Raw genomic sequence first — 9194 nt, 5'->3', positions numbered from 1 at the left:
TCCAGTAGCAACTCGATGAGCCGCTGCAACCCTCCGGTACCGCATGACCGGCTCCGCGCACCCGCGAGGATGCCGGCCAGGCCGCGTGGAGTCCTTCATCGGTAGTCCCGTGCGAGCCCGGCGGGTGCGACCGCGTTCACTCCGTGATGATGGTCTACGACCTCGGTATCGTCCGGACCGTCCTTCAGCCTGAAGTCGCATCCGCAAGGCCCGTCACGCGGCTGATGCCCCAGGGCTTCGCGCTTCTTTAGCCTGGCCACAGCCACACGACGAAGAGCAGGACGGCACATGACTTACTGCCCTGGGTGTGTCGATGGTGCGGAGTGCGATGAGTCTGGGCGAACCGTCAGTCTTACGTGCGAGTGGTCGACCACTGAGCACGAGCTGATTTGGCCCGCGTAGGGTCCGTCCTGGCGCGGGGAGGAACACATGGAGGCATCGGATGCGGAAGTTGATTCTGGGTTTCTACGTCTCGCTGGACGGCAAGAGCGCCGACGGGGACAACGGAATCCGTGATGTCATGATGAGCATCGACGACCCTGAGCAGGAGAAGTATTTCGTCGACCGGCTGTGGGAGGCTGGGGCCTTCCTCATGGGCCGGAACACCTACGAGATCATGGCCGGATTCTGGCCCAACTCCGACCACCCGTCCGCCAAGGCGATGAACGAGATCCCCAAGGTCGTGTTCTCCCGCACCCTCGAAACCGCCGACGACTGGCCCGAGACCCGGATCGCCGGCGGGGACACGGCGGAAGAGATCGCCAAGCTCAAGGCCGAGCCCGGCAAGGACCTCGTCGCCGCAGGCGGCACCGGGTTCATGCACTCCCTGATCAAGCTCGGCGTCGTCGACGAGTATCGGCTGTGGGTGCTGCCCGCCGTCACCGGCAAGGGCGCCCCACTGTTCCCCGAGTTGGATCAGGCCGTAAAGCTGTGCTTGGTCAACAGCACCGCATTCCCGTCCGGAATCCTCGAACTGGTGTACACGCCAGCCGACCAGTAAAACCCGGCAAGCGGCGCGCGGATGCGGTGGCGCCGGAGATTCTCAACGAGAACTCTGTTCTTGGTCCGTGACCGGGTTCGGTCCACAAACAGCGCCATCGCGCCGGCATGCGCGGTCGCTGCGCAACCGCGGTCTGCTCGATTGCTGTAGTTCCTGCGGTCAGAGCATTCGGTCGGCGGACATCGTGGTGGGGTGGCTCGTTGGCAATGGTGAAGGCTCGGTGACTCCGGCACGGTTCTGCTCGCCGCGGGGCTCACCGGCCGGCGCTGTGCCGGATGCGTAGTGTCGGTGCCGTGAGGGCCCTCTCATTTGCTTCAACTCGAACGGTCGCGGTTATTGCTCAATTCGCATCCGCACCAGCGCATGGGCCGCCCGACGCGGCATTTCTGAGACCGCCCGACCTGCTCGGCCGGACGTTCAGCCGGCATCGTCCGGCGCCTCTCCCATCTCGACTGCCCGGCTGTGCAGCTTCGCTCCGTCGGGGTTGAACATGCACAGCACTTCGAGGACCTCGGGCCCGGGGTTGCCGAAGCCGTGCGGCACGCGCGTGTCGAACTCGACGGCGTCGCCTGCGGCGACGATGAGTTCGTCCTCGCCGATGAGGAGCCGCATCCGTCCGGCGATCACGTAGATCCAGTCCCATCCCGGGTGGACCCATCGCTTTATCGGCTTCCCAGGCGCAGGCGGATGCACCTGCTTGAAGGCCTCCCACGCCCCTGTGCCGCTGGACAGCGGCATCGTGACGACGCCGTCCCGGACTCGCGGACGCGGATGGATCCGGGGGTCCCCGAGGGCAGGTGCGCCGACGAGGTCGTCGAGCGGCAGCCGGTAGAGTCTCACCAGCGGCATCAGCAGCTCAAGCTGGGGGCGCCTGTTCCCCGACTCGAACCGCGAGAGCGTGCTGACCGAGATGCCCGTGGCGTCCGACACCGACCTGATGGTCATGCGCCGCGACTCCCGGATCGCACGCCGGGGGCCGACCGCGGACAGATCGTCCCCCATGCTCGACCTCTTGCCCTTCCGTCTCACGATGTTGCTAGAACAGCTTGGTCTTCCGGACGGACAGGATCGACCCTCTCTGTGCCATTCGGAGAAGGCCAGTCGGGTGCGTTGCTGTTGCCGTTTCGGCACGCATGGGTGCTGCAAAACGCCCGGTGCGTCCAGGATGGACACATGAGGCTGACGACGATGACGCAGATCACCGTGGACGGTGTGATGCAGGGCAACGGTCACGCGACTCCCGAGGAGCTGGCGAGCGGGTTCAACCGGGACGGCTGGGCGCTCGGGGCATTCGCCGATGACACCGGCGAGATGATCACCGGGACCTATCAGCGGGCGGATGCGTTCCTGTTCGGGCGGCGCACGTACGAGATGTTCGCCGAGACCTGGGGCACTCGGCCGGAGATGCAGGCGCACCCCATCGGGGTCGCGCTCAACGGAGCGCAGAAGTACGTCGCATCCAACAGTCTCGAGCGACCGTCGTGGGGACCCGTCACGCTGCTGTCCGGGGATGCGACCGCGGCGATCAGGGAACTGAAGGAATCGTCGTCCGGCGAGATCCAGGTGCACGGGAGCGCGAAGCTGATCCGCTCGCTACTCGCCGCCGGCCTCGTCGACGAACTGACGCTTCTGGTCGTTCCCGTGCTTCTCGGACAGGGCATGCGGCTGTTCCCAGACGATGGGCCCGCCGCCGCGCTCGAGGTCATCAGCTCCCACACCGACGCAAGGGGCGTCGGGGTGCACGTGTACCGGCCGGCCGGACAACCGGAGTTCCACCCGGCGCGGCCGACGTAAGCAGACCGGGATCCCCGCGCGATCGGCCCTGCCGAGTCGCCACGGCGCGGCGCCTCGTCGACGAGGGCGTGAACGTCACCAAGGCCGCACCCGCTGTCGGCAAGGTACTCGTCCGCGCCGGCAGCCAGGCGGGCGGCCCGATCCGGGTGTTGTTGCGGGGCCGCCTTCTTCAGAGGGCGATCAGAACACCATTGTGAGCAGGGGTGCGAACAACTCTTGTTCGTCGATTTCGAGCCCGCGGTTCGTGAACCATGTGGCCATGTTGTGGCAGTCGCGCATCAGGAAGTCCATGCCTTTCGGGTCGCCGACGATGTCGACGACCTGGGGCAGGTCGATCCTCACGATCCGCTCGGCCTGGGCGAGGACGTTGTAGGGCGAGAGGTCGCCGTGCGCGAGCCCGGCGCGGGCCAGTTCACGCATTCCGTCGCGGAGCTGCTCGAAGTCCACGCCAAGCAGCTCTTTGAGGATGCCGAGTTCCGTATCGATTGCAGCCTGCTCTGTGACGACTCACGACGGGCGTGGTTCGGGGCCACGCGAGCTTCGCTCGACGTCCAGCCACGTGGACCATCGTTAATCCGGGCCCACTTCCTCGCTGACCCGAATGGAATTCGAAGGCGAACGCGCCGGCCGGATCCGCTCGGGTCTTCTACCGGCCGGAGGTGAACTCCCGTTACGCCCACACGCCTCCACCCCCGCCCGCCTGCTCCAGCGTCTTGAGCACCAGCCGGCCTGCCGCTCATCGACCCCCGCACCCGGCACCGCGGCGTCCGGCGGCGCTGCGTCAGAGCCCACCTCCCGGGCCGCTGCCAGCACCTCGCCGAACACTCCCAGCAGGCGCTCGGACTCGGCGCGGTGCGCCTCGCGCAGCGCCTCCAGATGGTCGCGGCCCCTCTTGTGGATCGCCGCGATCCGCTTGCAGAAGATCGTCACCACGTCGTCGCGGACCCCGGTCGCGACCGTGTACACGAAACCGGCCAGCAACGTCAGCTGCTTGTCGGTGCCGACCTTGCGCATGTCGGCGGTGTCGGCGACCCGCGCCTCCCCGGCGAAGTGCGCGACCTTCCCCGCCGGCACGCCCTCCAGCCACACCCCGGTCGGGCCGATCGCGTCAAGGTCGGCCACCAGCGCCAAACGCTGCTTGAACTTGGAGAGCGACGCCGCCGCCACCTGCCGGACCCGGGCCGCCTCATAAGCCCAGCCGTTTGCGCACCAGCGCGCGGTGCCGCTTGGCCGACGCCGGGACCTCCGCCCGCTTCGGGAAGTACCCCGACCGCTGAAAGGACTTCAGCCACACCACCAGCGTCAGCAGATGATGCTCATCATCGGTGCACGACCTCGCCCACTCCACCTCGGCCCCGGTCGGCGTGAACGCCTCCGCCAACTCACGCGCCGACAACACCCGCGCAAACTGCGGATACGCGGTCCGATCGATCGAGGTCACCCACAACCCGCAGGACCGCCGCCGACCCGACGTCGATCACCCTAACGATCAACCGTCAGGCCGTGATCCCTTTCTGGCGTAGTCCGGCCGCCCCCCATATGCGGTCTGCCGGTCGGACCCCAGGGCGATCACGCATGACCGTCGCCTCCTGACGTCTTCGAGCGGCTGGCCGCCGAGCCGGTTCGGGTGCCGGGCTGTGGGCCGGGCGGCAGGTGACGCGGGGCGATCCTGCTTCACAATTATGCGTTTTCGACACCTTGGATCCAGCACAGTGGTGAAATATGGGCTGTGCACCGTTCTATCCACTTTGTCGGCAGTCTTCCTCCAGAGCTTTCCGCCAGCCCTCGCCAGGCCATGGAGTGGGTCCTCGATCACGCCCGCGGCCACCGGCTGATCTCCCTGCCCTGCGATCTCGACCCGGACTGGGTCGTCGCCTACCTGCGGGATCTCGCCGAACGGGAGGCGTTCGAGATCAGGCGGGCCGGCGAGTACGCCGACTACGACGACATGCGCACCTACGGCGTACGGCGCGGTCGGCGGTTGCGGCCCGATGACGTGTCGATGCGCCGCTCTGACCGGTTGCGCGAGATCGTGGACGAGTTCCGTGCGCTGCGCGCCGAGCGCCCAGAGGTCGCCGACACCCGTCTGCAGATCAGCCTCCCCAGTCCGCTCGACCTGGCGATCTTCGCGTTCGCCGGCCGGCCGTGGTTGTCGCTGCGATACCTGCCGGTGTTCGCTCAGGCCGTCGTGGACGAGGTGGCGGACCTGGCGGCCTTCGCCGGACCGGACGTCGTCTGGCAGCTCGAGACGCCGTCCGTGCTGATAGGCATGGACATGGCCAGGCGGGTGCCCGGAGGCCCTGCCCTGGCCGCGCGGCTCATGGCCGGCCAGGTCGCGAGCCTGATCGCGCGCTTCCCCGACGACGCTCAGGTGATCTTGCATCTGTGCTACGGCAACTACCGGAACACCGAGATGTTCGCGCCCCGCGACCTCGGCTCGGCCGTCCGATACCTCAACCTCCTCGCGGACGCGCTGCGCCGCCGCGGCCGGCGTCTGCCGCCGGTGCACCTCCCCGCGGCCTACGGCGCGCACCCTGCGCCGCGTACCGAGGCGTTCTACCGGCCGCTGAGCGGGCTCGCCCCGGAGTGGCAGGTCATCGCGGGGATCGCAGCGGCGGCCGACCCGGCGGGCGGCGTCGAGAGCCTGCGGCTGTTCGAGGCCGCCGCGGGCCGCGAGGCGTATGCGGTAGCCACGGCCTGCGGTCTCGGCCGGCACACCCCCGACGAGGCCGAGCAGGCGGTCAGAGCGATGACCGCTGCGGCCGGCACCGGGTAGTGCGGGACGCGGCGGCCGAGGAGCGCACTACATGATCAAGGGCTGGGGCGTGCTCGGGTGCGGACCGCGCTGAGGCGGAGGATCCGCCGCGACGGGCCCGTGCCGCCGTGACCTGAACGTGACGGTCCGTAGGCATGATCGGACGTCCAGCATGATCAAACGTTCTGCGGAATCGGCGAGCGGGAGGAAGCCTTGGGACGCGCGAAGACCACCGGCTACGGATGGGTCGGTTCGGTGCTGCCCCTTCTCGCCTTGGTCCTCGGAGCCTCGCTCGGTATGGCGGTCGGCGCCTGGCTGGAGGTCGAGGACGTCTTCGGACCGCCCGCCACGGGCGTCCTGATCGGCGAGGTCGCCGCCGCGGCGGTGGTGTTCCTCGTCGGCTTCCGCATGAACAGTTCGTGGACGCCCGAGGGGCGGAGGTGGACCAGGGAGCACAGCTACGGCGGCCACGGCGTCCAGTGGCTCGGCGTCACCATCGCCCTCGCCATCGCGACGGTCCCCTTCTCCATCACGTTCGAGAAGCTGACCGCACCCGGGCTGGACTGGGCGGGCCTCGTGGCGGCGATGGCGGTGACGGTCGGCGTCAGCCGCCTGATCTACGTGAAGACCTGCGCACCCGTCATCGACGCATAGAAACCACGGCCGTCGGCGCGCCTGCTCCTCCGCTCTAGCCGAGCACCTGCCCGTCGTCACCGCCGCGCCGCATGTGGAGTTTTCTCTACCTGGTTGGGGGTGGTAACTCCCTAGTCCCGGTGCTCAGGCCTCAATAGCGTCCCCTACGTGGGCGGCCTGACATGAGGAGGCCACGTGGTCGAGCACAGCCGAAGGACCGTCTTGCGCAGCGGCGGCATCGCCGCGGCGTCCGTGCCGCTGGCCGGGCGGATCAGCCCGGCGGCGGCCGGTACCGATCCGATCATGGTCGGCCCCGGCGATCCGCGTTATCGCTCGCTGGTGCTCCGGGGCTACAACCGCCGCTTCGAGGGCAGACCCGAGGAGATCTGCGTCGCGACGTCCACCGAGGACGTCGTCCGGGCCGTCGAGAGGGCGGAGCGCACGGGCCGGCGGGTGGCCGTGCGCAGCGGCGGCCACTGCTTCGAGAACTTCGTGGACGATCCGTCGGTCCGGGTGCTCATCGACCTGTCCGGGATGACGGCCGTCGACTACGACCGGCGGCGCAAGGCGTTCATGGTCGAGGCCGGCGCCACACTGGGCGAGGTCTACCGCCGGTTGTACGTGGGGTGGGGCGTGACTCTTCCTGGCGGGACCCATCCGGATGTCGGGGTGGGCGGGCACGTCGCGGGCGGCGGCTACGGGGTGCTCTGCAGAAGGGACGGTCTCTCCGTGGACCACCTGTATGCGGTGGAGGTGGTCGTCCTGGACCGCGCGGGGAAGGCGAGGAGCGTCGTGGCCACACGTAAGGCCTCGGATCCCAACCGTGACCTGTGGTGGGCCCACACGGGAGGGGGCGGCGGCAACTTCGGTGTTGTCACGCGCTACTGGTTCCGGTCTCCGGGAGAGCAGGCGGCGCTGCCGAAGCCGCCCGGCACCGTCCTCACGTTCACCGTGGACTGGCCGTGGGAGAAGCTCGACCGGGATGCCTTCGTACGGCTCCTGCGCAACTACGGCGAATGGGGTGAGCGCAACTCGGCCCCCGGCTCGCCCATGGCGCCCCTGTACGGCGAGTTCATCTTTTCCAGACCCGCCGAGAACGCCACTCTGACGGGACAAGTGGTCAGTGACAGCGGCGCGGAACGAATACTGGCCGATCTGATGGGCGCCCTCCACCGCGGGCTCGACCTTCGTCCCCAGCCGAAGACGGTCGCCATGCCGTGGCTCCACGCGACACGGTACGGCTTCGGCGGAGGCCCCGCGCCGTTCTACCGGATCAAGATCAAGTCGGGTTACCGGCGGCGGCGCCTCACCGACGCGCAGGCAGCCGTCGCGTACGAGCAGCTTGCCAGGACCGACTTCGACAACGGGCACTTCTTCGTCAACACCTACGGAGGCCGGGTCAACGCGGTGGCTCCGGGGGCGACCGCCGTGGCCCACCGCGACTCTATCTTCAAGATCGGCTACCTGGCGGGCTGGGAGGACGCGAAGGGCGACGACCGGAACCTCACGTGGATCCGCGAGTTCTACCGGAAGATCTACGCGGCGAGCGGCGGAGTCCCGGCCGAGGACGGTGGCTTCGGCACGTTCATCAACTATCCGGACGCCGACCTGGCCGACCCGCGGTGGAACCAGTCGAACGTTCCGTGGCACACGCTCTACTACGGCGACGGCTACGCGCGACTTCAGCGCGTCAAGGCCCGCTGGGACCCGCGCAACATCTTTCACCACGTGCTGTCGGTCCGTGGCTGAGCTCAGATCAGGGCTGCGCTCGACCAGCCCGCCGTGGTGGCGCCGTTAACGGACGCCTCACTGCGGAGACCTGCGCGGGAGCCGGTCAGCCGTCGTAGTCGAACTCCCGGAACACGTACGCCACGTCGCGCTCGTCGAGCCACCGGACCAGTCGGCCCTCGATGGCGGACGCGTCGTTCCTCTCCTGACCCTTCGCCACCACGGCCGCGCGCACGGCCTCCAGCGGATCGGTGGCGTCCCCGACCAGGCGGGGGACGTCCGCGGCGGCGATCGTCGTCCACCGCCGCCACTCCAGCACCGCTTCCCCGATCTGCATCGTGACGCCGTAGCCGCTGTCCACGAGGTAGAGCGTCAGATCTCCGTTCGGCAGCAGGTAAAGGCGCGCGCTCGAACGGCCGTCCTTGTCGCTGTGGCCGCCCAGTTCAAGGGAGCGTTCCGAAGCACCCTGCCCCTCCAGTTCGAAATCACGACCGAAAACCATTGTGCGATCTTGTCATGCGCCGCGGGCAGATCCATCGGGGCCCGCGATCGACAGGTTCCACCGGCGGGAGTCGGCTACCCGAGGGTGTTCGCGCGGATTCCGTCGATCAGGTATCCCAGGCCGCGGTGGAACGCGTCGTCCCAGTCGTTGTCGCTGGGGTGCCCGTGCGCGGCCAGCGTCGGGTACGCCTCGCGCCGCGCCGCGAGGATCTCGTCCGCGGCTTCGCGGGTGGACGGCTCGTCCCGCCGGCGCCACGACAGCTGGCTGATCGTGGCCCCGATCACGAAGTGCGACAGCCCGTAGGCGGCGGCGGTCAGCGGCGCGCCCGTGAGCCCGGCGCGTTGCAGCGCCGCGTGCAGGAACTCCGTCCGCGCGAGGACGTTAGGGCCGAGCATCGGCCGGCCCATCAGCGTCGCGGTCCATGGATGGCGGAGCATCACCGCGCGCCACCGCTCCACCATCGCGGTGACGTCGGCGCGCCAGTCGCCGGTCGCCGGCGGCACCTCGGCCTCGCCGAAGACCGTGTCGAGGGCCAGGTCGAGCACGTCGTCCTTGGTGTCCAGGTGCCAGTACAGGGTGGTCGAACCGGTGCCGAGCCGCTCGGCCAGCCGCCGCATGGTCAGCCGGTCCGCGCCCTCCTCGTCGAGGAGGGCGACCGCTCCGGCGACGATGCGCTCCCGCGACAGCGGCGGCCCTTCCCGCCGCCTGCGCGGCTCCCTCAACCAGATGGCGCCCGCTCGACTCGTTCCCATGCGCCCACTCTAGTACGGTGGACGGGTGAC

11 protein-coding genes are annotated in these 9194 nt (G+C 68.9%); 5 read left to right on the top strand and 6 right to left on the bottom strand.

The features are described 5' to 3' along the window. Positions 1 to 442 precede the first annotated feature (442 nt). Positions 443 to 1000 (top strand): dihydrofolate reductase family protein, encoded by a 558-nt coding sequence (locus ABWI04_RS21520; RefSeq protein WP_353833555.1) that lies wholly within the window; start codon positions 443 to 445, stop codon positions 998 to 1000. 417 nt (positions 1001 to 1417) lie between these two features. Here ABWI04_RS21520 and ABWI04_RS21515 read toward each other — a convergent pair whose 3' ends face one another. Continuing rightward, positions 1418 to 2002: a cupin domain-containing protein gene (locus ABWI04_RS21515; protein WP_353833554.1), complete on the bottom strand. Its 585-nt coding sequence runs from the start codon at positions 2000 to 2002 to the stop codon at positions 1418 to 1420. A 171-nt stretch (positions 2003 to 2173) separates the two neighbouring features. Here ABWI04_RS21515 and ABWI04_RS21510 point away from each other — a divergent pair, with 171 nt between their 5' ends. Then, positions 2174 to 2794 (top strand): dihydrofolate reductase family protein, encoded by a 621-nt coding sequence (locus ABWI04_RS21510; RefSeq protein WP_353833553.1) that lies wholly within the window; start codon positions 2174 to 2176, stop codon positions 2792 to 2794. 180 nt (positions 2795 to 2974) lie between these two features. Here ABWI04_RS21510 and ABWI04_RS21505 read toward each other — a convergent pair whose 3' ends face one another. The 3 genes from ABWI04_RS21505 to ABWI04_RS21495 form a co-directional block, all read right to left on the bottom strand. Further along, complete coding sequence (locus ABWI04_RS21505) at positions 2975 to 3241, bottom strand: RIO1 family regulatory kinase/ATPase domain-containing protein (protein ID WP_353833552.1); 267 nt, start codon at positions 3239 to 3241, stop codon at positions 2975 to 2977. A 123-nt stretch (positions 3242 to 3364) separates the two neighbouring features. Then, positions 3365 to 3961 carry a hypothetical protein gene (locus tag ABWI04_RS21500; protein WP_353833551.1) on the bottom strand — a complete coding sequence of 199 codons (597 nt, stop codon included), beginning with the start codon at positions 3959 to 3961 and terminating at the stop codon, positions 3365 to 3367. A 19-nt stretch (positions 3962 to 3980) separates the two neighbouring features. Beyond that, positions 3981 to 4235, bottom strand: coding sequence for a DUF4158 domain-containing protein (locus tag ABWI04_RS21495; protein ID WP_353833550.1), 255 nt, complete (start codon positions 4233 to 4235; stop codon positions 3981 to 3983). Positions 4236 to 4589: 354 nt separating this feature from the next. On the opposite strand from ABWI04_RS21495, the gene ABWI04_RS21490 reads away from it, so the two are divergent. The 3 genes from ABWI04_RS21490 to ABWI04_RS21480 all read left to right on the top strand — a co-directional run bounded on the left by ABWI04_RS21490 (position 4590) and on the right by ABWI04_RS21480 (position 7931). After that, positions 4590 to 5570, top strand: coding sequence for a hypothetical protein (locus tag ABWI04_RS21490; RefSeq protein WP_353833549.1), 981 nt, complete (start codon positions 4590 to 4592; stop codon positions 5568 to 5570). Between the two features lie 192 nt (positions 5571 to 5762). Further along, complete coding sequence (locus tag ABWI04_RS21485; protein ID WP_353833548.1) at positions 5763 to 6203, top strand: hypothetical protein; 441 nt, start codon at positions 5763 to 5765, stop codon at positions 6201 to 6203. Positions 6204 to 6377: 174 nt separating this feature from the next. Next, on the top strand, positions 6378 to 7931 hold the full coding sequence (locus tag ABWI04_RS21480) for an FAD-binding oxidoreductase (RefSeq protein WP_353833546.1): 1554 nt from the start codon (positions 6378 to 6380) through the stop codon (positions 7929 to 7931). Between the two features lie 85 nt (positions 7932 to 8016). Here ABWI04_RS21480 and ABWI04_RS21475 read toward each other — a convergent pair whose 3' ends face one another. Continuing rightward, on the bottom strand, positions 8017 to 8412 hold the full coding sequence (locus ABWI04_RS21475; protein WP_353833544.1) for a hypothetical protein: 396 nt from the start codon (positions 8410 to 8412) through the stop codon (positions 8017 to 8019). Positions 8413 to 8486: 74 nt separating this feature from the next. Beyond that, complete coding sequence (locus ABWI04_RS21470; protein WP_345181948.1) at positions 8487 to 9164, bottom strand: TetR/AcrR family transcriptional regulator; 678 nt, start codon at positions 9162 to 9164, stop codon at positions 8487 to 8489. Between the last annotated feature and the right edge of the window lie 30 nt (positions 9165 to 9194).

The sequence above is a fragment of the Actinomadura sp. NPDC000929 genome (genome assembly GCF_040492065.1).
Classification (GTDB): domain Bacteria; phylum Actinomycetota; class Actinomycetes; order Streptosporangiales; family Streptosporangiaceae; genus Spirillospora; species Spirillospora verrucosospora.
The sequence above is the reverse complement of the archived record's forward strand: the minus strand, read 5'-3'. Positions and strand labels throughout refer to the sequence as shown.

Excerpts from the sequence above, each read along its gene's own strand:
- ABWI04_RS21520 (WP_353833555.1), top strand. The coding sequence starts at position 443 with ATGCGGAAGTTGATTCTGGGTTTCTACGTCTCGCTGGACGGCAAGAGC.
- ABWI04_RS21515 (WP_353833554.1), bottom strand. The coding sequence starts at position 2,002 with ATGGGGGACGATCTGTCCGCGGTCGGCCCCCGGCGTGCGATCCGGGAG.
- ABWI04_RS21510 (WP_353833553.1), top strand. The coding sequence starts at position 2,174 with ATGAGGCTGACGACGATGACGCAGATCACCGTGGACGGTGTGATGCAG.
- ABWI04_RS21490 (WP_353833549.1), top strand. The coding sequence starts at position 4,590 with ATGGAGTGGGTCCTCGATCACGCCCGCGGCCACCGGCTGATCTCCCTG.
- ABWI04_RS21475 (WP_353833544.1), bottom strand. The coding sequence starts at position 8,412 with ATGGTTTTCGGTCGTGATTTCGAACTGGAGGGGCAGGGTGCTTCGGAA.
- ABWI04_RS21470 (WP_345181948.1), bottom strand. The coding sequence starts at position 9,164 with ATGGGAACGAGTCGAGCGGGCGCCATCTGGTTGAGGGAGCCGCGCAGG.